General features: G+C 72.8%; 16 protein-coding genes. 5 read left to right on the top strand and 11 right to left on the bottom strand.

Annotation, left to right across the window (positions count from 1 at the left end; translation table 11 throughout):
• Nucleotides 1–414 precede the first annotated feature (414 nt).
• From ACF1GV_RS28025 to ACF1GV_RS28005, 5 genes are all read right to left on the bottom strand, one after another.
• On the bottom strand, nt 415–1,431 hold the full coding sequence (locus tag ACF1GV_RS28025) for a ScbA/BarX family gamma-butyrolactone biosynthesis protein (protein WP_391685823.1): 1,017 nt from the start codon (nt 1,429–1,431) through the stop codon (nt 415–417).
• Nucleotides 1,432–1,626: 195 nt separating this feature from the next.
• The gene (locus ACF1GV_RS28020; RefSeq protein WP_391685821.1) at nt 1,627–2,067 is read right to left on the bottom strand and encodes a universal stress protein; all 441 of its coding nucleotides are present in this window, start codon (nt 2,065–2,067) and stop codon (nt 1,627–1,629) included.
• Nucleotides 2,068–2,083: 16 nt separating this feature from the next.
• On the bottom strand, nt 2,084–3,340 hold the full coding sequence (locus ACF1GV_RS28015) for an SLC13 family permease (RefSeq protein WP_391686419.1): 1,257 nt from the start codon (nt 3,338–3,340) through the stop codon (nt 2,084–2,086).
• 57 nt (nt 3,341–3,397) lie between these two features.
• A complete protein-coding gene (locus tag ACF1GV_RS28010) occupies nt 3,398–4,261 on the bottom strand; it encodes an Fpg/Nei family DNA glycosylase (RefSeq protein WP_391685819.1) in 864 nt (287 codons plus the stop codon).
• 78 nt (nt 4,262–4,339) lie between these two features.
• Complete coding sequence (locus ACF1GV_RS28005; protein WP_391685817.1) at nt 4,340–6,445, bottom strand: SpoIIE family protein phosphatase; 2,106 nt, start codon at nt 6,443–6,445, stop codon at nt 4,340–4,342.
• A gap of 155 nt (nt 6,446–6,600) precedes the next feature.
• Here ACF1GV_RS28005 and ACF1GV_RS28000 point away from each other — a divergent pair, with 155 nt between their 5' ends.
• The 3 genes from ACF1GV_RS28000 (at nt 6,601) to ACF1GV_RS27990 (ending at nt 10,615) form a co-directional block, all read left to right on the top strand.
• The gene (locus ACF1GV_RS28000; RefSeq protein WP_391685815.1) at nt 6,601–8,031 is read left to right on the top strand and encodes a lipase maturation factor family protein; all 1,431 of its coding nucleotides are present in this window, start codon (nt 6,601–6,603) and stop codon (nt 8,029–8,031) included.
• A 98-nt stretch (nt 8,032–8,129) separates the two neighbouring features.
• Entirely contained in the window at nt 8,130–9,110 is a 981-nt protein-coding gene (locus ACF1GV_RS27995; protein ID WP_391685813.1) for a zinc-binding dehydrogenase, read from the top strand.
• Nucleotides 9,111–9,235: 125 nt separating this feature from the next.
• On the top strand, nt 9,236–10,615 hold the full coding sequence (locus tag ACF1GV_RS27990; protein ID WP_391685811.1) for a serine/threonine-protein kinase: 1,380 nt from the start codon (nt 9,236–9,238) through the stop codon (nt 10,613–10,615).
• Between the two features lie 18 nt (nt 10,616–10,633).
• Here the strand turns inward: ACF1GV_RS27990 and ACF1GV_RS27985 are convergent, their stop codons facing one another.
• The 6 genes from ACF1GV_RS27985 to ACF1GV_RS27960 are packed head-to-tail and all read right to left on the bottom strand — an operon-like array spanning nt 10,634 to nt 20,134.
• On the bottom strand, nt 10,634–13,648 hold the full coding sequence (locus ACF1GV_RS27985; RefSeq protein ID WP_391685809.1) for an alpha-mannosidase: 3,015 nt from the start codon (nt 13,646–13,648) through the stop codon (nt 10,634–10,636).
• 29 nt (nt 13,649–13,677) lie between these two features.
• Nucleotides 13,678–15,729, bottom strand: coding sequence for an endo-beta-N-acetylglucosaminidase (locus tag ACF1GV_RS27980; protein ID WP_391685807.1), 2,052 nt, complete (start codon nt 15,727–15,729; stop codon nt 13,678–13,680).
• Complete coding sequence (locus tag ACF1GV_RS27975; protein WP_391685805.1) at nt 15,726–16,982, bottom strand: glycosyl hydrolase; 1,257 nt, start codon at nt 16,980–16,982, stop codon at nt 15,726–15,728. The genes ACF1GV_RS27980 and ACF1GV_RS27975 overlap by 4 nt, the downstream gene beginning before the upstream one ends.
• 60 nt (nt 16,983–17,042) lie before the next feature.
• Nucleotides 17,043–17,948 (bottom strand): carbohydrate ABC transporter permease, encoded by a 906-nt coding sequence (locus ACF1GV_RS27970; protein ID WP_391685803.1) that lies wholly within the window; start codon nt 17,946–17,948, stop codon nt 17,043–17,045.
• Nucleotides 17,945–18,838 carry a carbohydrate ABC transporter permease gene (locus ACF1GV_RS27965; RefSeq protein ID WP_391685801.1) on the bottom strand — a complete coding sequence of 298 codons (894 nt, stop codon included), beginning with the start codon at nt 18,836–18,838 and terminating at the stop codon, nt 17,945–17,947. Before ACF1GV_RS27965 ends, ACF1GV_RS27970 begins: the two co-directional genes overlap by 4 nt.
• Before the next feature lie 6 nt (nt 18,839–18,844).
• Nucleotides 18,845–20,134 carry an ABC transporter substrate-binding protein gene (locus ACF1GV_RS27960; protein ID WP_391685799.1) on the bottom strand — a complete coding sequence of 430 codons (1,290 nt, stop codon included), beginning with the start codon at nt 20,132–20,134 and terminating at the stop codon, nt 18,845–18,847.
• Nucleotides 20,135–20,415: 281 nt separating this feature from the next.
• Here ACF1GV_RS27960 and ACF1GV_RS27955 point away from each other — a divergent pair, with 281 nt between their 5' ends.
• Both ACF1GV_RS27955 and ACF1GV_RS27950 read left to right on the top strand, forming a co-directional pair.
• Nucleotides 20,416–21,426 carry a LacI family DNA-binding transcriptional regulator gene (locus ACF1GV_RS27955; protein ID WP_391686414.1) on the top strand — a complete coding sequence of 337 codons (1,011 nt, stop codon included), beginning with the start codon at nt 20,416–20,418 and terminating at the stop codon, nt 21,424–21,426.
• 50 nt (nt 21,427–21,476) lie between these two features.
• Entirely contained in the window at nt 21,477–21,830 is a 354-nt protein-coding gene (locus ACF1GV_RS27950) for a CU044_2847 family protein (protein WP_391685797.1), read from the top strand.
• Nucleotides 21,831–21,920: the final 90 nt, after the last annotated feature.

Below are 21,920 nucleotides of genomic sequence, written 5' to 3'. Positions count from 1 at the left end.
GCCTGGTCATCCTGCCGCCAGGCAGCGGTGGTCATCGGGGTCCCTTTCGCAGGATGCGAGCGGCAGCGGCCGGGGCCGGTCGGGACGCGGAGCGCCACGGCGGGGCCGGTGCGCGGGCGGGCGGCGCGCGGAGGGCGTCTCGGAGCGAAGGGAGGGGCGGGTAGGGGCACGGACGCAGGCGGGGACTGCACGACGCCACGGGCGGCAGGACCTGGCCGCTGGTGGCACTGCTCCTGTTCACGATCCCGCTCACGGCGACGGGCCTGAGCGCGGGCCGGGCACCCCGCAACCGACGCCACGGCAGACACCTGCGGGTAACGGCGCCCGGAGCGGCCGGGGCGCGCATCGAGCACCCCGCACACGCGTCGGCCCGGTGACGGCGACCACCGTAACCGGGCCGACGCGCGCCCGCCGTCACCGCTCGCCGTCGGCCCCGGCCCGCTCCAGCGTGAAGGCGGCCTCCGCCACGGTCCGGCCGGCCTGCTCGAAGTCCACCCGGACGTCCCGGGCTCCGGCTGCCTCCGGCCGCTGTGGCCGGTGTGCCCGCACGGTCAGCGGCTCGTCGAGTTCGGCGTAGGCGCCGAACGACGCGCGCAGCCCCGACACGGTCCACCGCTCGGCGCCCGCACCGGTGAACGTCCCGGCCGACAGCAGGGCCGCCTGCCGGCCCGCCTCCATCAGCACCATCCCCGGCACGTGGTCCTGCGGATGGTCGAACAGGCTCGGATGACCGCCGGCCACACGCAGCCGGGCCGCCACCGCGTCCCCGGAGCGCACCGGGTCGAGCAGCACCACGTTCTCCGGACGCCCGCGCCCCACGCGCCCCGGCTCCACCAGCCCCTCGTCCTGTGCCCGGCGGTACGACTCCGACGTCGGCGTCGTCCCGGCGGCACGGCCGCGCAGCTTCGCGTAGACGGTGTCGGTCACATACTTCACCCGCATGGTCACCTCGCCCACCGGGCGCCCCGACGCCGACACCCGCATGCGGTACGCGAGGGCGCGCAGGGTCCCGGCGACCCACTGCGCGTCGTGTGTCGCTGCCTCGACGGTCACCGGGACCGGGCCGTGCGCCGGCAGGTCCGCGGCACCGTCCGAGAGCGTCATCGACCACTCCCGCAGCACGAACTTCGTGCCGGGCGGTGCACCGAAGTGCGTGTGCACCGCGTGGGTCTCCGCCTGCCGGCAGCACTCGAGCAGCAGCAGCGGGTCGAGGGGCTGGGGCGTCGTGTGGTCGGTGTAGTACGCGTGGGAGGGCGGCAGCTGGGCGGCCGCGACGAAGTGGTCGTCGTCCACGCGTGCGCTGTCCGTGAGGAACACCTCGGACAGGGCGTGCCGATGGACGAGGCCGCGTGGCACGGTCTGCTCGAATGCGAGGGCGGTGCGCGCCGCCTGCGCGGTACCTGGTCCGGCCGGCTCGGTCACCACGGTCATCCGGCTCCCCTTTCGCTGGAACTGGCTGGGTCTCACTGGGCTGATGCGGGTCTGTCCCGGCCCGCCACACTCCCAGCCGCGGCTAACGCCCGGCTCACAACGGCGTCATGGCGTCCGAGCCCGACCGGCGGGCCCGGACGCGGCATGACCTGGGCGCCCGACCGGTCGGCAGGGACCCCGCGAGGGCCCCGGTCCCTAAGGCCACACCAGCAGCACCGGACACGGCGCGTGGTCCACGACGAACCGTGTCGGCGGGGACAGTGTCTTCGGGCCCGGGCGGCCGCGGTCGCCGTCCCGGCCGAGGATCAGCAGGTCCGCGCCGCGCGCCGCGGCGACCACCTCCTGCTCGGGCCGGCCGGTGCGTTCCGTCCGGGTGCAGCGGCGGCCCAGCCGGTCCGCGGCGGCGGCCAGGAGGCGCTCCCCGGATTCCGCGGCCAGCCGCTCCAGCCGGGTGCCGGGGTCGTGCCCCGGGTCGGCGCGGCCCAGCAGGCCGGCGAACGCGCCGTGCGCGGCGTCGGCCACGTCATGGCCGCTGACGTGCAGCAGTACGACCTCGGCGGCGTCCCGGGCGTACGTACGCGCGCTGTCCACGCACGCACGCCACGTGCCCTCCGCGACCCAGACGACGACGGCCATGCGCTCGGCCTCCCGATCAGGTTCCGATCACGTGCAGGGAACCCCACAGTGCCACCACGGCCACGCCCAGGGACAGGGGCACGGCGATCAGGCCGAGCGTGGTGAACTCCTTCAGCTCGACCTCGTGGTCGTGCTGGTGCACGATCCGCCGCCACAGCAGCGTGGCAAGCGAGCCGGCGTAGGTGAGGTTGGGTCCGAGGTTGACGCCGAGCAGCACCGCGAGGACCGCCCCGGCGCCGGACGGCGCGGCCAGTGGCAGCAGCACGAGCACCGCCGGCAGGTTGTTGATCAGATTGGCCAGGACGGCGGCCAGCGCGGCCAGCGCCAGCAGCGCGAGCAGCCCGGTGCCGTCCGGGACCAGGTGGCCGAGGGCGTCCGCGAGGCCGTTGTCGACGACTGCCCGGACCACGATTCCCAGCGACAGGACGAATGCCAGGAACGGCACGGAGGCGGCCCGGACGATCTGCGACGGGCGGGTCCGCCGGCGGGCCAGGGCCCGTACCGCCAGCACCAGCGCGCCCGCGCACGCCGCCCAGGCGGGGTCGAGCCCGACCGCGGAGGCGAGCAGGAAACCGGCCAGCGTGCCCGCGACCGTCACCAGAGCGAACACCGGCACCTCGGGCGGCACGCCGGCGTCGGGCGTCTCGGCGCCCGCGCCGAGGTCGGTGGCGAAGAACCGCCGGAACACCGCGAACTCGACGGCGATCGCGGCGAGCCACGGCAGCGCCATCAGCCCGGCGAACCGGGCGAAGCTCAGTCCGCTGACCGAGAAGGCCAGCAGGTTCGTCAGGTTGGACACCGGCAGCAGCAGCGAGGCGGTGTTCGACAGATGGGTGCAGGCGTAGACGTGCGGCTTGGGCCGGGCGCCGAGGCGGGCGGCCGTCGCGAACACCACCGGTGTCAGCAGCACCACCGTGGCGTCCAGGCTGAGGACGGCGGTGATCGCCGACGCGGTGACGAAGACGTACAGCAGCAGCCGGGTCGGGCTGCCCGCCGCCGCCCGCGCCATCCACGCCCCGCACGCCTGGAACAGGCCCTCGTCGTCGCAGAGCTTGGCCAGGACGAGGACGGCGGCGAGGAACCCGATCACCGGGCCGAGGCGTGCCGCCTCCTCGCGGGCGTGGTCGAGGGAGATCGCGCCGGTGCCGACGACGAGCGCGGCGGCCGGTACGGCGACGACGGCCTCCGGCCACCCCCAGGGACGGACGACCGCGCAGCCGAGGACGAGGACGAGCAGGACGGCGGAGAGCGACTCGGCGAGCATGGTGTTCAGCGGTGGATCCTCTCGGGCGGCTGGTTCACCCGAGAGTTCATCACAGCTCCGTGACGCTCACTTCAGCAGCCGGGACAGCCGGCGGTCGGCGAGCGGCTTGCCGCCGGTCTGGCAGGTGGGGCAGTACTGCAGGGCGGAGTCGCTGAAGGAGACCTCGCGGATGGTGTCGCCGCACACCGGGCAGGGCTCACCGGTGCGGCCGTGGACGCGCAGGCCGCTCTTCTTCTCCGCCTTCAGCCGGCCCGCGGCCACGCCCCGGGAGCGCTCGACGGCCTCGGTGAGCGTGTCCCGCAGTGCCTGGAAGAGGCGGGTCGTGTCCTCGGGGGTGAGGGAGGCGGCCAGTTTGAAGGGGGACATCTTCGCCGCGTGCAGGATCTCGTCGCTGTAGGCGTTGCCGACCCCGGCGATCAGGCTCTGGTCGCGCAGGGCGCCCTTGATCTGGCGGCGCTCGCCGGCGAGCAGGGCGGCGAAGCGGGCCTCGTCGAAGTCGTCGGCGAGCGGGTCGGGGCCGAGGCGGGCGACGCCCTCGACCCGCTGCGGGTCGTCGACGACGTACACCGCGAGGCGCTTTTGTGTGCCGGCCTCGGTGAGGTCGAAGCCGGCGCCGGTCTCCAGCGCCACCCGCAGGGCGAGGGGGCCCTTGCCGGGGCGGGGCGGGCCGTCGGGCAGGCGGTCCTTCCAGTGCAGCCAGCCCGCCCGGGCCAGATGGGTGACCAGGTGAGGGCCGCCGTCGGTGGCGAGGTCGAGGAACTTGCCGTACCGCCGCACCGCGGTGACCTCGCGTCCCTCCAGGGCGCTCAGGGGTGGGTCGTAGGTCTTCAGGACGCTGATCGCGACAGGCAGCACGCGGACGATCTCGTGGCCGACCAGGTGCGCGGACAGGAAGTCCTTGAGCGCTTCCACCTCGGGCAGTTCCGGCATACGTCCAGAGTGCCACCCGTCCCCGCGGTGCCGGTGCATCGCGGTGCGTGGGCGGCGGGCGGGTCGGCCCGGCGCCGCTCACGCCGTCGCGGGCACCACGAACTCGCACCACACGCACTTGCCGCCGCCGCGCGCCTCCACGCCCCACACGTCGGTCAGCAGGTCGACCAGGAGCAGACCGCGTCCCGAGACGCCCTGCACGCCGGCCTCCCGGCGGCGCGGCAGGGCGCTGGAGGAATCCTCGACGTCGACCCGGAGCCGGCGGTCGGCGCCGTTGAGCACCCGCAGGGTGACGATCGCGGCTCCCTCGGTGTGCATGAGGGCGTTGGTGATCAGCTCGTCGGCGACCAGTTCGATCTCGTCGGCGCGCTCGCGGGCGCCCCAGGTGCGCACGGCGGCGCGGATCATGTGCCGGGCCTGGGTGAGCGCCTCGGCGTCGCCGGGGGCGACGTGCTGCTGGAGGCGGCCGCCGGTGCGCGGGGTGTCCAGGGGGCGGCGGCGCAGCAGGAGCAGGGCGACGTCGTCGTCGCCGGCGCGTTCCTCGGCGACCTCGATCAGCCGGTCGGCGAGCGCGCGCACGTCGTCGGGGCCGGCGGCGACGAACGCGGCGAGGGCCCGCATGCCGTCGTCGAGGTCGGCGCCGGGCTGTTCGACCAGGCCGTCGGTGGTGAGCAGCAGGGTGTCGCCGGGGTCGAGTTCGACGGTGGAGACCGGGTACTCCAGGCTGCCGAACTCCGCGGACAGCCCGAGCGGCAGCCCGCCGGGCACGGCGACACGGCGGCACGTGCCGTCGGCGGCGCGTACCAGCAGGTCGATGTGGCCGGCCCGGACCACCTGGACGACGCCGGTGCCGAGGTCGGCCTCGGCGTACAGGCAGGTGGCGAAGCGGTCGGTGTCGAGTTCGTGCAGGAAGACGGAGGCGCGGGCCATCACCGTGGCCGGGGTGTGGCCCTCGGCGGCGTAGGCGCGCAGCACGATGCGCAGCTGGCCCATGACGGCGGCGGCGTGCGTGTCGTGGCCCTGGACGTCACCGATGACGGCGCCGACCCGGCCTCCCCCGGAGGGGGTACCCCCAGGCAGCGGGATCAGGTCGTACCAGTCGCCCCCGATGTCCCGGCCGAGCGCCCCGCCGGCGCTGCCCGCGCGGTAGCGGACGGCGACGTCGGCGCCGGGCACGCTGGGGATGGTGCGCGGCAGCATGGCCTGCTGCAGGCCCTGCGCGATGTCCTTCTCCTCCTCGTAGAACATGGCGCGCTGCAGGCTCTGCGCGATGCTGCTGCCGAGCGCGACGAGGATGTTGCGCTCCTCGGGAGTGAAGCCGTGCCGGTCGTTGTAGAGCAGGCCCATCGCGCCGATCGGGCTGGCCTGGACGATGAGCGGCAGATAGGCGGCCGAGGTGATGTTCAGGTCGGTGAGGTGCGGCCACAGGATCGGGTAGTCGGCGGCGAACTCCTCGGGCGACTCGATGAAGCGCGGGCTGAGGGTGCGCACGACCTCGCTCATCGGGTACGGCTCGTCGATGCGGGTGATACGGGTGCCGGGGACGAAGCTGCCGATGGGCCCCTCGGCGATCAGCCGGATGCGGCCGGCCTCGACCAGGCCCATGACGAGGCTGGCGGCGCCGAGGTGGACCAGGCCGTGGGTGTCCTTGAGGACGTCGATGACGTCCTGGACGGTGCGGGCGTGGGCGAGGGCGGCGGTGGTGAGCTGGACGACGTTGGTCTGCTCGCGGCGGGCCTCGTCCAGGGAGGCCTGCTGGCGGTGGGCGGCCAGCTCGTCGAGTTCGCTGGTGGCGTCGCGGACGATGCCGACGATGCGGCGCGGCCGGCCGCTGTGGTCGCGCCGGATGTAGCCCTGGGTGTGGGTCCAGCGCAGTTCACCGGTGCGGCAGCGCAGACGGAAGTAGGCGCCGTAGTTCTCGCTGCCGTCCTTGATGGCCTGGGCGACCAGCGCGTCCAGTCGGCGGGCCTCGCCGGGCGGCACCCGGGCGGCGAGGCTCTCGGGCCGGCCGTCGTACTCGTCCGGGCGCACGTCGAACGCCTCGTGGGCCTGGGCGTCCATGCTCATCCGGCCGGTGTCCAGGTCCCAGTCGAAGGTGCCCATGCGGTTGAGCGCCAGGATCGGATCCGGGTGGGCGGGCCGGTCGTCCGGGAGTGACAGGGCGCTCGCACCCCGATCAACCATGCGCCCACCTTGCCAGGCTTTGCCTGATTATTCGACCCGGGGAGCGGGGTGTTGCCGGGGGCGGCTCGCCCTCGTACGGGTTACCCGGGCGGAGCCGTGGCACACGGAGCGTGACGATCGAGCGCGGGAGAATGGCAGGAGAGGAGCGCCGAAGCGTGGACTGGTTCACCGCATCCGACTACTGGCTGAGCCGGCTGGTCTTCCAGCGGGCCCTGGCCGGTGTCTATCTGGTCGCGTTCCTCACGGCGGCCCTGCAGTTCCGGGCCCTGCTGGGTGAGCGCGGCATGCTGCCGATCCCGCGGTTCACCGCCCGGGTGCCGATGCGGCGGGCGCCGAGCCTGTTCCAGCTGCACTACTCGGACCGTTTCTTCGCCGTGTGCGCGTGGGCGGGCTGCGCGGTGTCGGCGGCGCTGCTGGCGGGGGTGGACGGATATCTGCCGCTGGGGGCGGCGATCGCGCTGTGGCTGGTGCCGTGGGCGCTGTACCTGTCGATCGTGAACGTCGGCCAGACCTGGTACTCCTTCGGCTGGGAGTCGCTGCTGCTGGAGACGGGGTTCCTCGCCGCGTTCCTCGGCAACGACGAGGTGGCACCGCCCGTCGTGGTGCTGTTCCTGCTGCGCTGGATCCTGTTCCGGGTGGAGTTCGGCGCGGGTCTGATCAAGATGCGGGGGGACGAGTGCTGGCGGAAGCTGACCTGCCTGGACCACCACCACGAGACGCAGCCGATGCCGGGCCCGCTGAGCTGGTTCTTCCACCACCTCCCCCGGCCCCTGCACCGGGTGGAGGTGGCCGCCAACCACGTCACCCAGCTGCTCGTGCCGTTCCTGCTGTTCACCCCGCAGCCGGTCGCGACGGCGGCCGCCTCGCTGATGATCCTCACCCAGCTGTGGCTGGTGCTGTCGGGCAACTTCGCCTGGCTGAACTGGATCACGATCGTGCTGGCGGTGCCGGCGTTGCGGTTCCCGGACGGCGGCGCGCCCGCGTCGGCGCCTTCCGGCGCGCCCCTGTGGTACGAGGTGGTGGTGCTGGCGGTGGCGGCGCTGCTGGTGTTCCTCAGCTATCACCCGGTGCTCAACATGATCTCCCGCCGCCAGGTGATGAACCGCTCCTTCGACCCGTTGCACCTGGTCAACACCTACGGCGCGTTCGGCAGCGTCAGCCGGATCCGCTACGAGGTGGTGGTCGAGGGCACCCTCGACGACGTGCCGCGCGAGGACTCCGACTGGCGGGAGTACGAGTTCAAGGGCAAGCCGGGGCATCCCGGGCACTGGCCGCGCCAGTTCGCGCCGTATCATCTGCGCCTGGACTGGCTGATGTGGTTCGCGGCGCTGTCCCCCGGCTACGCCGGCGCGTGGTTCGAGGGCCTGGTGGAGCGGTTGCTGGAGAACGACCGCGACATCCTGCGCCTGCTGCGCCGCTCCCCCTTCCCTCCGGACACTCCCCCGCGCCACATCCGCGCCCGCCTCTTCCGATACCGGTACACGACCTGGCGGGAGCTGCGCGAGACCGGCGCCTGCTGGAAGCGGACCTACGTGCGCGAGTACCTGCCGCCGACCCGGCTGGCCGGGGTGGCCGAGCGGACCTGAACCCTCCGGGAATACCTCGTTTCGAGATAGCCTTGGCATGAGGTGATACCTCGTTTCGAGATACGGCCACCGCGCCGTACGACCGCCCAGGAGACCCCATGGACGCCACCATGCGCGCCGTCGTCCTCGACGCCCCCGGACCGGTGACGAACCTGCACGTGCGCCGCCTGCCGCTGCCCGAACCGCCGCCCGGATGGATACGCGTCAAAGTCGGGGCCTTCGGGCTGAACCGCTCCGAGCTGCACACCCGGCTCGGGCTCGCCGACGGCGTGACCTTCCCCCGGGTCCCGGGCATCGAGGCGAGCGGCACCGTGGACGCCGACCCCGACGGCGTGCTGCGCCCGGGGCAGCAGGTCGCCGCGCTGATGGGCGGCATGGGCCGGGTCTTCGACGGCGGCTACGCCGAGTACACCGTCGTACCGCGAGCGCAGGTCATCCCCTTCACCTCGGACCTTCCGTGGGCGACGATCGGCGCGGTGCCCGAGACCCTGCAGACGGCCTACGGCTCGCTCACCACCGGCCTCGACCTCGCGGCCGGGCAGACCCTGCTCATCCGGGGCGGCACCTCCGCCCTCGGCCTGGCCACCGCCACGCTGGCCAAGGACCTCGGCGCGACCGTGCTCGCCACCACCCGCCGGCCCGAGCGTCTGAAGCACCTCGCCGACCACGGCGTCGACCATCCGCTGGTCGACGACGGCGACATCGCCGCGCAGGTCCGCCGCATCCTGCCCGACGGCGCGGACGCGGCACTGGAGCTGGTCGGCACCCCGACGCTGCCCGACACCCTGCGCGCCACCCGCGTGCACGGCACGGTCTGCTTCACCGGGATGCTGTCGAACGAGTGGACCGTGCGCGACTTCTACCCCCTCTCCTACCTCCCGCGCGGGGTACGGCTCAGCGCGTACGGCGGTGACGCCGGCGACCTGCCGGCCGACGTGCTCCAAGGCTGCCTGGACCGGCTCGCCACCGGCGAACTCGCCCTGGGACCGGTGCACGCCTACGCACTGGACGACATCCGCACCGCGCACCGGGACCTGGAGGAGGGCCGCAAGGTGGGCAAGCTGGTCGGCCTGCCCTGAGCCGGTGTCAGAGCCCGTGCCGGAGGGAGGGAGGATAGGCCACGCCGACCTGGGTACGCGTGTCCGGCACCCCCCGGTAAACGAGCGCCCGGCGCGCAGCGCCCCTTGACGCAGTGGGAGATCAGATGCGGCTCCGCCAGCCGGCTCCAGCACCGTCCCGGTGCTTCGCGAACGTCCTCGCCGGACGGTACCGCCTGGACAGACTCATCGGCTCGGGGGGCGCCGCGGACGTCCACCGCGGCCAAGACCTGCGTCTGGAACGTCCCGTGGCCGTGAAGATCTTCCGCACCGGTGCCGACGCGGACATGGAGGAACGCTTCCACAACGAGGCCGTGATCCTGGCCCGGTTGCAGCATCCCGGCCTGGTCACGGTCTACGACGCCGGCCGGCACGAGGGCCGGCCCTACCTGGTCATGCAGCTGATCGACGGCCCGACCCTGAAGCGGCGCATCGCCGCGAGCCCGCTGTCCCCGGAAGCGACGGCCACGCTCGGCGCCGGCCTCGCCCGGGCCCTGGCCCACGCGCACGAGGCGGGGATCGTGCACCGTGACGTCAAACCCTCCAACATCATCCTGGACACGTCCGGCCGGCCCCATCTGACCGACTTCGGGATCTCCCGGCTGCTCGACGCCACCACCCGCACCGCCCCCGGCTCCCTCATCGGCACGGCCGCCTACCTGGCCCCTGAGCAGGTCCTCGGACAGTCCGTCGGCCCGGCCGCCGACGTCTACGCCCTCGGACTGGTGCTCCTCGAATGCCTCACGACCAGGCTCGAGTACGACGGCGCTCCCCTGGAGGCCGCGATCGCGCGCCTGCACCGCCGTCCCGTGCTGCCCGGGTCCCTCCCGGAGGAACTCGCCGCGCTGCTGGGGGACATGACCGCGCTGGACGAAGGGGACCGCCCCTCGGCGCACGAGTGCGCCCGGACGCTGACCGCGCTGGCCGGCACCGCCGGTCCCGGACCCGTCCCGTCCACGGCGGCCGTGACGAGCGTGGTGGCCGCGGGAGCACCGCTGCGGGACCCCGACACGACGCGCCCGGGTCCGCCCCCGGCCCCGGGCGCGGCCACGCCGAGGGGCGCACGCGGACGGCGTCTGGTCGCCGGCGGAGCCGTCGCGCTCGCCACCGCCGTGGCCGCCACCCTCGCGGTCTCCGACGGCACGTCGCACGGGGGAAGCGGCGAGAGGGCGACACAGGCCGTCAGCCGCCCTTCCCCGAAGACGCCGACCACGTCCGAGGCGAGGCCCGAGGCGGCCCCCGCCGCTCCGGCCTCCCCCACCGGCGAGGGAACCGGGCGGCTCCGTGACACCGCGCTGGAGGAGAGTTCCCGTCCCGCCCCGACCGACCCGAGCCGAAAGCCGGTCATCGTCGGCCCGAGCCGGGAGCGCGGCAGCGGTACGACCGGACACGGCACCGCGGTCTCACCGCCGCGTTCCGGCCCGGGTGACACACCGAAGAAGGCCAAGCAGTCCCAGCACAAGGCCCACAAGAAGGGCAAGCGCTGACCGGCCCCGCCCCCGTGCTCACGCCCTGCGCAGCCGCAGCGTCACCAGCTCGAACGGCCGCAGGCGTACGGCGATGCGCTCGCCGTCGACCGCCGGTGCCGACGCGTCCGGCAGCGGACGTTCCAGCAGGTCGGTGACGGTCACCTCGGCGAGCGGGAAACCGGCGGTCAGAGTGGCGCGGGTGCGGCCGCCGTGGGCCTCGTGGAAGCGGACGACCACGTCGCCGCTGCCGTCGTCGGCGAGTTTCACCGCCGTGATCACGACCGCGTCCCGGTCGGCGGTCACCAGCGGTGCGACCTCGCCCGCGCCTGTCAGCCGCCGCTCGGGCAGGTTGATCCGCCAGCCCTCGCGCACCGCGTCGCCGATCCCGGCGCCGGGCACCAGCGCGTGCCGGAAGCGGTGCACGCCCTGGTCGGTCTCCGGGTCGGGGAAGCGCGGGGCGCGCAGCAGAGAGACGCGCACCGTCGTGGTCGTACCACCGTCGGCGCGCACCGTGCGGGTGACGTCGTGGCCGTAGGTGGAGTCGTTGACGACCGCGGCGCCCCAGCCGGGCTCCTCCAGATGGAGGAAGCGGTGGTTGCAGGCCTCGAACTTGGCCGCCTCCCACGAGGTGTTGGTGTGGGTCGGCCGGTGGAAGTGCCCGAACTGGGTCTCCGACGCGTAGCGTTCGGCGTGTACGTCGAGCGGGAAGGCCAGCTTCAGGAACTTCTCCGTCTCGTGCCAGTCGACCTCCGTGTCGATGAGCAGCCGCCGCTCGCCGGGCGCCAGGGACAGCACCTGGGTGACCTTCGAAGAGCCGAAGGAGCGCGTGATCCGCACCGACTGCCCGTCCTCACCGGCCGTGACGGCGTCGGCGTCGGTGAGGTCGGTGACCGTGTTGCGGTAGAACCTGTCGACGTCCCAGGCGTCCCACATGTTGGGGAAGTCCGGGTGCAGTTGGAGGAGGCCCGCGGGCTGTCCCGGCGGAAGGGCCTCGCGGTCGGCGTCGACGTCGTACACGGAGACGACCAGGCCGCGTTCGTCGATCTCGACGCGCAGATGGCCGTTGCTCAGCACGTGCCCTCCGCCGGTGCGGTCCTCGCGCGTCGTGTGGCCCTCGGTCGCCGGGGTCCCGGCGCCGCCGGCCGGGACGCCGGAGCGGGTGTGCGGGGCCGCGTTGAAGACCAGCGGAACCTGCCCCTGTCCGGCCAGCGCGCGCTGAGCGGCCTCGATGATGCCGTTCAGCTCGGTGGCCAGGCGTGCGTAGGTGGCGCGGGCCTCGCGGTGCACCCAGGCGATCGACGAGCCCGGCAGGATGTCGTGGAACTGGTGCAGCAGGACCGTCTTCCAGACGCGGTCCAACTCCTCGTACGGGTAGGGGAATCCGGTGCGTACTGCCGCCGTGGCCGCCCACAGTTCGGCCTCTCGCAGCAGGTGCTCGCTGCGCCGGTTGCCCTGCTTGGTCCTGGCCTGGCTGGTCAGGGTCGCGCGGTGCAGTTCGAGGTAGAGCTCGCCGACCCAGACCGGCGGTTCGGGGTACTCGGCCTCGGCCTTGGTGAAGAACGTGTGCGGCGGCTCCCACACCACCGTGGGCGAGCCCTCCAGGTTCTTCAGCCGGGCCGCCTTGGCGATCATCTCGCGGGTGGTGCCGCCGCCCCCGTCGCCCCAGCCGGTCGGGGCGAGGGAGTGCCGGGCGACGCCCTTGTCCTTGAAGTTGCGCTCGGCGTGGGCGAGTTCGCCGCCCTTCATGGAGCAGTTGTAGGTGTCGACGGGCGGGAAGTGGGTGAAGATCCGGGTGCCGTCGATGCCCTCCCAGCGGAAGGTGTGGTGCGGGAACCTGTTGGTCTGCGACCAGGAGATCTTCTGCGTCAGCAGGTACTTGGAGCCGGCCGCCTTGATGATCTGCGGCAGGCCGGCCGCGAAGCCGAAGGTGTCCGGCAGCCACGCCTCGTCGTTCTCGATGCCGAACTCGTCGAGGAAGAACCGCTTGCCGTGCACGAACTGCCGGGCCATCGCCTCCGAGCCCGGCATGTTGGTGTCCGACTCCACCCACATCCCGCCGGCCGGCACGAACCTCCCCTCCGCCACGGCCTTCTTCACGCGTGCCCACACCTCGGGCCGGTGTTCCTTCACCCACGCCCACTGCTGGGCCTGCGACATGGCGAAGACGAACTCCGGCTCGTCCTCCAGCAGAGCCGTCATGTTGGACGTGGTCCGGGCGACCTTGCGGACGGTCTCGCGCAGCGGCCACAGCCACGCCGAGTCGATGTGCGCGTGCCCGACCGCGCTGATCCGGTGCGCGGAGGGGACGGCCGGGGCGGCGAGGACATCGGTCAGCTCGGCGCGGGCGCGCGCCGCGGTGCCGTTCACGTCCTGCAGATCGACCGCGTCCAGGCACCGCTCCACGGCGCGCAGCACGTCCCAGCGGCGCTGGGCGTCCACCGGCAGCTCGGCCATCAGCTCACCCAGCACCTCCAGGTCGAGCACCAGCTGCCACACCTCCTCGTCGAAGACGGCGAGGTCCATACGGGTGAGCGTGTACTGCGGCTCGCTGCCGGCGGTCTCCTTGTCACCGAGCGGTGTCGGCACGAAGGGGTGGTAGTCGAGGATGACGGGGTTGGAGGCGGCCTCGATGTGCAGCCGCACCTCCTCGCCGCCCTCGACGGGCGCGCCGACGCGTACCCACTGGTTGCGCGGGTTGAGGCCCTTCACCGGGGTGCCGTCGCTCCGGTAGACCAGGCCCTCGCACTGGAAGCCGGGCATGTTCTCGTCGAAGCCGAGGTCGAGCAGGGCCTCCACGGTCTTCCCGGCCCACGCCTCGGGGACGGCGCCGGTGACCCGGAACCAGCTGGTGCCCCACGGAGCACCCCAGCGGGCGCCGACCGCGATCGGCTCGGGTGTCGCGGCCAGGCCCTCGGCGACCGGCACGGGCTCGCCGGGTGCGTGCCACACCGCCACGTCCAGCGGCACGGACTCGGGGTACACGGCGGGGCGGATGCGCTCGTCGAGGACGCGCTTGAGGCGGGCTTCGACCAGGCTGCGGTCGTCATGCATGCGGGTGCTCCGTAATCGTCCGCGGGTGGTTACCAGGGGTGGGTCAACGTCGCGGGGGCCGACGAGGTGTACAGCTCCCCCACCGCGCGCACTTCGAACCGTGCGGCCCTCTCGCCCGGCTCGGGCCGCAGGCCGGCGGCGTGGAAGGCGCACTGTCCGGTGGCGCCGAGGAAGCGGCGGGTGCCGTCGGGCAGGACGCGGTGCAGGGTGTACTGCCGTACATCGCCGCCCGGCCGGTTCCACGCCAGGCGCAGTGCGTCGGCGGCTGCCGCGGTGACGCGGAAGCCGGTGGGCGCGGCCGGCGTCTCGCGGGCGGTGCGGACGGCGAGACGGCCGAGCCGCCAGCGCAGGGGCCCGCCGCCGGTGGAGGTGAGCCGGATACCGAGGGCGCGCAGGGTGCCGCCGGCCAGTGCCGTGAGCGGCACGGCCACGGTCCGCCAGCCGTTGACGAGCCCCGCACGCGAGGCGCTGTTGACCGAGCTCACAGGCAGATACGTGTACGGCGGTGGCGTCCCCGGCGGGCCCGGCTCCTCGCTGGCCACACCCAGCTCGACGCTCACCTCGCCGTCGTCCACCCGGTAGGTCACCTCGACAACGGTGTTCACAGCGCGCGGCAGCCGTGTCGCGTACAGCTCGACCACCACCGGTTCGCCCAGTTCACCGCCCTGGCTGTCGACGAGGACGCTGCTCCCGCCCCGCCAGGCGTCCGCGAAGTCGAAGGAGACGGCCGGCCGCCGGCCCGCCGTGTGCACCGCCCACCGTCGCGACGGCAGCCGGTCCTGGAGTCCGAGATGGTTCCAGGGCGCGTCCGAGACGACTTCCCCGTCCTCGTACCAGCGCAGCCCGTGCCCGGTGTTGAAGACGCTGGCGAACGGCACGGACGTCACCGCCGAGCGGTCGGCCACGGACACCGCGGGCGCCCGCCACGGGTCGGCCGGATCGGGCCGCGTCGGGTCCAGCGAACGCCCGGTCCAGAACCGGTCGTCGGCCGTGTGGAAGTCACCGGGGCCGCGCCGGTCGTCGGGCAGCTGGTTGCGGGTCCACTCCGGCCGGTAGAAGCCGATCGAGGTGACATGGTCCGACGAGGTGGGCACGACCGCGTCCCAGTTCACGGACGTGTTCCAGCCGTTCGCCTCCACGTCCACGCCCGCCCGCAGCGCGTACCGGCTGCGGCCGAGCCGCTCGGCGGCGGCCCCGGAGGAGGCGAGACCGCCCGTGCTCCAGCCGAAGTTGACGAACATGTCGTCGGCGGCCTGGAAGAAGGGCTCGTTGCGGCTGGTGAGCGCGTTCTGCCAGTCGACGCCGCCGTCCACGGTCATCGCGTCGTACCAGGTCACCCGCTGTCCGCGGGCCACGGCCAGCGTCTTCAGCTCGCGCACGAATCCGAGCATGTCCGCCCCGAGCCCGCGGTCGCCGCCGCCCGTCTCGGCGTTGAGGAACCACCCGTCGAAACCGTACGCGGCGGCGACCGCGACGAGCTGCGCGGCGAGCGGGTAGTGCCCGGCGGCGTCCTTCCGCACCAGGTCGCGGGTCCAGCGCAGCTGTCCGCCGTAGGCGACGGGCGGCAGGAAGACGTTGCCGAGGACGGGCACGCCGTGGCGGTGGGCGGCATCCACGACCGGCGCGTTGGGCGCGAGGATCAGGCCCTCTCCCGCCGAACCGCCCCAGAAGACCAGCTCGTCGATGTACGCCCAGTGGGTGAGGGCGTAGTAGTCGGCGGTGGCGGAGCCCTGGGAAGGGTTGCCCGACGTCGGTCCGAAGGAGACCAGGGCCTGGATACGGGTCTGCCCGGAGCGGGCCGTGGCGTTGGCCGGGGCCGGGGTGAAGCGGGGGGCGAGCGGGACGGAGGCCGCGTTGAAGGCGAGGTCCGGGTCGGTGGCCGCGCGCCAGGACTTCAGGCTGCGCCAGGTGATGCCGGGACCGGGGCTGCCGGCGGGCAGGGAGTCCGGGTACCAGTAGGAGGCGTACGGCTGGAGCGCGGCCGTCGCCCTGGGTGCGGCCTGCGCGGGCGGGGACGGCAGGAGCGCGGCGGCGCCGGCGGCTCCGGCGGCGAGCAGGACGGTGCGTCGGGTGGGGTTCACGAGCGGGTGCCTCCTGGTGGGGTGGGGAGTACCTGTTCGGGAGCGACGACCGCGGTGATGCCCCGGGCGGCCAGGTGGGCGGTGTCCCGGGCGCGGGTGTCGAGGACGGTGGTGGGGCGGGCGCCGTCCTCGACCAGCCGGAAGAAGGCGTCGAAGACGGGTCCGCCGGGGGCGCAGAGCGAGCGCAGAGCGGGGTCGGCGGGCACGGCGAGGGCCGTGGTGCGCGTGGCGGGGGTGCCCCGGGGTGTGCGGGCGGCGCGGGCGAGGACGCGGGCGGTGTCCTTGGGCCGCCGGTCGTTGGTGAGCAGCCCGAGGCTGTATTCGAGGTCGGGGAAGTCGGCGAGGGAGCGGGAGACGTCGTGGGAGCACCACCAGGTGACGCCCCACAGGCCGGGGCAGTCCAGGGCGGCGGCGATGGTGGCCTCGGTGAAGGCGGCGGCGTGCTCGGGCGGGATCAGGGGGGCGGGCGCGCCGACCTCCTGGAGCCACACCGGCCGCGCCGGATCGTCGGCCCATGCCTTGCTCAGTTCGATCAGGTAGGCGGCGTGGTGTTCGGTGGGGATGCCCGTGCGGCCGTGGCGCTGGGCGGTGCCGTTGAAGACCCAGGAGTGGACGGCGGTGACGGCGCCGTGCCGGGCGGCCTGGGCCGGGGTGAAGGGCTGGTCGTCCTGGTACCAGGTGGCGTCGTACTCGGCGTGCAGGTGCAGCCGGCCCGGGGCGCCCTTCTCGCAGGCGGCGAGCATGCGCTCCAGCCAGGCGTCGATCGCCTCGGCGCTCGCCCGGTCGGGGTCGGGGTGGGGGCCGGCGGAGAACTGGTTGACCTCGTTGCCGAGGGTCATGCCGAGGAAGTTGGGGCGGTCGGCGAGCGCGCCGGCCAGGGCGTGCAGGTAGGCGGCCTGGCCGTCGAGGACCTCGGGGTCGGTGAAGAGGTTGCGCCGGTGCCAGGTGCGGGTCCAGGCGGGCAGGAAGTCGAAGCTGCTCAAGTGGCCCTGGAGGCCGTCCACGTTGACGTCCAGGCCGCGTTCGGCGGCCGCGTCGGTCAGGTCGAGGAGCTGCTCGATCGCCCGGGGCCGGATCAGGGCGCGGTCGGGCTGGAAGTAGGGCCACAGCGGGAAGACGCGGACGTGGTCGACGCCGAGGGCGGCGATGGAGTCCAGGTCGGCGCGGACGGCGCCGGAGTCGTAGTCGAGCCAGTGGTGGAACCACCCTTCGCTGGGGGTGTAGTTGACGCCGAAGCGCGGGGCAGCGGGCATGCGGAGGTCCTTGGGAGAGGCCGTGGGATGCGGGCCGTGGCGGCGGTGGCCGTGAGGGGTTCAGCCCTTCACCGCGCCCTCGCCGACCCCGCGGAAGAAGTACCGCTGGAGGCAGGCGAAGAGGACGATGAGCGGGGTGACGGCGATGACGGTGCCGGCGGCGACGAGTCGCTCGTCGCCCGCGAACGTGCCGTGCAGATAGTTGAGGCCGATGGTGAGGGTGAACCGGGACGGGTCGCTGAGCACGATCAGCGGCCACAGGAAGTCGTCCCAGGCACCCATGAAGGCGAAGATCGCGACGACGGCGAGGGCCCCCTTGACCGCGGGCAGCGCGATCCGGGTGAAGCGCTGCCAGACGTCGGCGCCGTCGACGAAGGCGGCCTCCTCGATCTCGTACGGCACGTTCAGGAAGGCGTTGCGCATCAGCAGCACGTTCATCGCGCCGATCGAGCCTGGCAGGACGACGCCGATCAGGGTGTTGTTCAGGCCGAGTTCGCGCATGGTCGTGAACTGGGCGATGACGATGCCCTCCACCGGCACCAGCATCGCCAGGATGAAGGCGAGGGTGGCGGCGCGCCGGCCCCGGTAACGCAGCCGCGCGAGCGCGTAACCGGCGAGGGCGGAACCGACGCAGTTGGTGACGACGTTGGCGGTGGCGACCTTCAGCGAGTTCAGGGCGTAGTCCCAGACGGGGATGGTGTCGGCGACCCGCTCGTAGTTGTGCAGGGTGGGGTGCTCGGGCAGGAAGCGGGGCGGGGAGCTGAAGATGTCCTCGGTCGGCCCCTTGAGGGAGGTCGACAGCTGCCACAGGAACGGGCCGACGGTGAGCGCCAGCACGGCGAGCAGCAGGACGTAGCGCCAGGCCAGTTCCCCTACGCGGATGCGCCGGCCTTGTTCGTCGGTGAGGCGGGGTTCGCGGGCGGCTTCCGTGCGCGGCGCGGGCCGCACCTTCTCGAGGACGCTCACCGGTCCTCCTTCCGGTCGGCGCGCAGCACGAGCAGCATCAGGGCGACGGTGACGACGAAGACCACCAGGGAGAGGGCGGAGGCGTAGCCGACGCGGCCGGTGAGGCCGGTGCCGGTGCGCTGGACCAGCATGACGAGGGTGGTGTCCTCGCCGGCCGGGCCGCCGCTGGGGCCGGCCATCAGATACACCTCGGAGAACACCTTGAACGCGGCGACCGAGGACAGCGCGCCGACCAGCACCATCGTGGAGCGCACGGCGGGCACGGTGACGGTGAGGAAGCGGCGGACCGAGCCCGCGCCGTCCACGGCGGCGGCCTCGTGCAGTTCGCGCGGCACGTTCGCCAGCGCGGCGAGGTAGATGATCATGTAGTAGCCGAGGCCCTTCCACACGGTGACGGCCATGGCGCTCAGCAAGAGCAGCCACTGGTCGCTGAGGAAGCCGACCCGGCCCGCGCCGACCGTCTCCAGCAGGGAGTTCACCAGTCCGCGCTCGTCCAGCAGCCACACCCAGATCAGGCCGACGACGACGATCGAGGCGACGACGGGGGTGTAGAAGGCGGAGCGGAAGAAGGCGATGCCGGGGATGTTCTTCTGCACCAGCAGGGCCAGCAGCAGCGGCAGCACGACGAGCGCGGGGACGACCCCGACGACGTAGAGCGCGCTGTTGCGCAGGCCGATCCAGAACATGTCGTCGTGCAGCAGCTCGCGGAAGTTGGCGAGCCCGACGAACTGTCCGGGGAGCAGGGTGCGGCGGTCGGTGAAGGCGTTGACCACCGTGGAGACGAAAGGCCACAGGATGAACGCGCCGATGATCAGCAGTCCCGGTGCGGCGAACAGCCACGGGCTGGTGGGCAGTTGACGCCGCACCCGGGAGACGGTGGAGCCGGCCATGGTGGTTCAGCCCTGCTGCTTCAGCAGCGTGTCGCACTGCTTGACAGCGTTGTCCAGCGCGTCCTGGGGGCTCTGCCTGCCCTGGAGCGCCTTGGCGACCTCGTTGCGCAGCGCGGTCTTCATCTGCTCGCTGAACAGCACCGGGGTGTAGTTGACGGCGCTCTTCAGCGACTGCGCGGCGGCGACGCGCACCCGGGTGACGTCGGTGCCGTCCTGCCGGGTGAAAAACGGGTCGTCGAGCGATCCGGCGGTGGAGGGGAAGATGGCGACCTTCTTGGCGAAGGACATCTGGTGCGCGGCGTCGGTGACGAAGTGCGCGAAGGCGATCGCGGCGGGCTTCTTCCTGGTCTGCGCGTTGACCATCACGCCCATCACGTACATGTTGACGTGCCCGGTGCTGGTGATCTGGTCGGTGATGCCGATGTTCTTGTACAGGTTCGGCGCGTTCTTCTTGAAGTTGTCGAGGTCGAGGGCGCTGCCGGGGTTCATGGCGACGGCCCCGGTGAGGAACTTCTTTCCGGACGACTCCGGGGTGGCGGTCAGCGCCTGCGGGTCGAGTGCCTTCGCGTCGTACAACTCCTTGTACTTGGTGAGGAGTTCCACGCCCTTGGCGTCGTTGAAGGTGAAGGCGGTGCCTTCCTTGTTCATCAGCTCGACGCCGTAGCGGCCGAAGTCCTCGACGGTGGGCACGTTGGCGAGAGTGGCGACTTTGCCGTCGGTCCTGTCGGCCATCTGCAGGGCGTCCGTGAAGAGTTCGGCGTACGTCTTGGGCGGCTTGTTTCCGTCGAGTCCGGCCTTGGTGAACAGGGACTTGTTGTAGAACAGCGGCCCGGTGTTGAGGTACCAGGGGAAGGCGTACGTGCCGCCGAGGCCGGGGACCTGGTGGCTCGCCCACGCGCCGTCCAGGTACTCCTTCTTGTACTGCCCGGCCGCCTTGTCGAGGTCGAGGGCGAGGCCGGCCTTGGCGAGCGGGGCGACCAGGTCCGGGGAGACGTTGACGACGTCGGGCAGTGTGCCGCCGCCCGCGTCGGCGCTGATCTTGTCGGCGTAGCCCTCGGCGGGCTGGTCGATCCACTTGACGTGCGTGCCCGGGTACTTCTTCTCGAACTCGGCGACGACGCCCTCGAAGTAGTCCTTGAAGTTGGCCTTCAGGTTCCACGTCTGGAACGTGATGTCGCCCTGGACCTTGCCCGAGGCGTCGTCCGAGCCGTCGTCGCCGCCGCTGCCACAGGCGCTCAGCGGCAACAGGACGACGGCGGCAGCGGCGGCGGCGAAGGTTCTGCGGGAGATGCGCACGACGGTGTGCTCCTTGTCGAGGACGGTGTGCGGTGGGGTGGACGGCCGGCCGGTGGCGCCGGGGCAGACCTTGCCCGCCGATTCCCGACGACGTCAATGGATTCACGCGAACTAATGTCTTTAGTTGGCCATTTGGCCTGGTCAGCGAGTTTGACAACGATCTCTTGCGGCAGATCGCTAATGCGCTTTAGCCTGTTCACACTCAAGCGCATTAGTGCATCGTGAGTTTCCGAAGGAGACATGGGTTGTCGGGCAAGCGGGTGCCGGCGCGCCGGCCGACGATGAAGGACATCGCGCGGCGTGCCGGTGTCTCCGAGAGCGCGGTCTCCTTCGCGCTCAACGGCCGCCCGGGCGTCTCGGAGGTCACCCGGGACCGGGTGCGCCGCGTCGCCGAACAGCTGGGCTGGCGGCCCAGCACGGCGGCGCGCGCACTGTCCGGCGAGGGGGTGGCGACGGTCGGCTTCGTACTGGCCCGCCCCGCCGACACCCTCGGCGTGGACTCCTTCTTCCTCCAGCTGGTCTCCGGCATCCAGGAGGTGCTGGCCGAGCGCCATCTCGGGCTGCTGTTCCAGGTGGCGCAGGACGTCGGCGAGGAGTGCGCGGTCTACCGCCGCTGGTGGGCCGAGCACCGGGTGGACGGCGTGCTGGTGGCCGACCCGCGCAGCGACGATCCACGGCCCGCCCTGCTGGACGAACTGGGCCTGCCCGCCGTGGTGATCGGTGGCGCGCCGGACGAACGGCACCCGGGCCTGTCCTCGGTGTGGGCGGACGACGCCGGGGCGATGGCGTCGGTGGTGGACCGGCTGTACGCGCTGGGCCACCGGCGGATCGTGCACATCGCCGGGCTGCCGGGGCTCGCCCACACCGAGCGCCGGGTGCGCACGCTGCGCGCCGAGGCGCGGCGGCGGGGCCTGGCCGGGGTGGAGTCGGTGACCACGGACTACTCCGACGCGCAGGGCGCGGCGGTGACCCGCCGGGTGCTGGAGCGCTCCCCCGCGCCGACCGCCCTCGTCTACGACAACGACGTGATGGCCGTCGCCGGGATCGCGGCCGCGACGGGGCTGGGCTGCGCGGTGCCCGGGGACGTGTCGGTGGTGTCCTGGGAGGACTCGGCGCTGTGCCGGCTGGTCAAGCCGTGGCTGTCGGCGCTGTCCAGGGACAGCGTGGAGTTCGGCCGCACGGCGGCCCGCGAGCTGCTCGCGCTGCTGGACGGTGGTCCGGCGCGGACCGTGCGGGTGCCGGTGCCGCGGCTGATCGAACGGGACAGTACGGGGGCGGCAAGCGGAACGTGACCGTTACGATGAACGCTCCGTCAGATCACTTGTGGGGAAGGGGAAACGCCTTGGACGAAGGTGCGGCGGCAGTGGTCCCGGTCGAGATCGACGGGCACCAGGTGCTGCTCTCCGTCGCATCCGGCGGACGCGGACCGGTGACCGATCCGGCCGAGGAGCGGGAGATCGGCTGGCGCGCGGCGCGCATGGACTCCCTGCTGGACGGTCTCACGGCGGCGGCCCGCGCGATGGGTGAGCGCCTGCGGCAGACCGGCGCGACCAAGGCGACCGTCGAGTTCGGCTGCGATGTCTCGTACGAGAGTGGCCAGTTGCTGGCCGTCCTCGGCAAGGCGTCCGCCAAGTCCGCCTGGAAGGTGACCCTGGAGTGGACGGCCCCGGAGACCCAGAGCCCCTCCGGGACCTAGGGCCTCTCGTTTGGATCATGCCGGGCTCGCGGGGTCTGGCACCGCGCCTCGCCGCGTTGTCGTCGGTTGCCATGGCTCCGCCATGGCGCC

The organism is Streptomyces sp. NPDC014006 (genome assembly GCF_043088925.1).
GTDB lineage: Bacteria > Actinomycetota > Actinomycetes > Streptomycetales > Streptomycetaceae > Streptomyces.
Note: the sequence above shows the minus strand (reverse complement) of the source record. Positions and strands in the feature narration are given on the sequence as shown.